This window comes from Mycolicibacterium parafortuitum (genome assembly GCF_002086815.1).
In the GTDB taxonomy this organism is placed as follows: domain Bacteria; phylum Actinomycetota; class Actinomycetes; order Mycobacteriales; family Mycobacteriaceae; genus Mycobacterium; species Mycobacterium parafortuitum.
Window position 1 is genome coordinate 1 of the sequence record NZ_MVID01000068.1, and the last position, 927, is coordinate 927.

The window sequence follows — 927 nt, forward strand, 5'->3', positions numbered from 1 at the left end:
AGCTGATAGGCCATGAGTAGTCATTGAGCGGATCCTCGGAGGAGGTCCGGCTCGAAGGAGGCTGTTCATGTCGGTGTTGGAGGTTGCGCTTGATCCGGCGACGGTGATCGTCGCGGTAGACCCTGGCAAGGCGTTCCACCGTGTGTGGATCAGCAATGGCGCGGGACTGCTGGCTGATCCGATGTCGTTGCCCGTCTCGCGGGAAGGCATCTCCCAGCTGGAAGTCGCGCTGAACAAGCACGGTCCCGATGCGCCCGTGATCGCGATCGAGGCGACCGGCAGCCTGCATCGGCCGTGGGTCGCCGAATTGGAGCGTCGCCATCCTGGTTCGGTTCGGCTCTTTGCGCCATCGGAAACGAAATCAGCCCGTGTGCAATTGGGTTCGGGCAGGTTCAAGACCGATGATCGCGACTGCGCGGCGTTGACGTACATGGCCCGCCAAGGCGCGGGTCGCCGCTATGGCCGGCAGGCCTCGGTAGAAGCGCTGCGCGCCGCGGTTCGGCATCGTCGCGGTCTGGTCGCCGACCGCAAAATCGCTCAGCAGCGGCTTCACGACCAGCTCAACACGCTGTGCCCCGGATTGTCGGCGCCCGCTGGTCACGGCCGATCCCTGGCACTGGAGACGCCCACCGGCCTGGCGGTGCTGGCATGCGCTGCGGCGTTCGCGGGTCGGGCACCGCAGCTTCGATCGCTGAGGTGTCGGGCCCAGGGGCGCTTGACGACCAGCACCGCCCAGTACTGGCTTCATCGGTGGCGCGGATGTCTGCCGCCGCCGGCCGATGCCGACCAACGCGCCCTGCGCCTCGGCCGCGATCTGGACCGATACCGGCGGCTGCGAGCCGATATCGATGCCCTCGACGTCGAAGTCGGGGCACTGCTCGCCGAGACCGACGGTCAGATCCTGACCACCCTTCCCGGTGTCGCCTC

General features: G+C 67.2%; 1 protein-coding gene. It reads left to right on the forward strand.

From position 1 onward, the window contains the following. Positions 1-67: 67 nt before the first annotated feature. Positions 68-927, forward strand: an 860-nt coding sequence (locus BST38_RS28795) for an IS110 family transposase (protein WP_133057271.1), incomplete at its 3' end; no start/stop codon positions are given.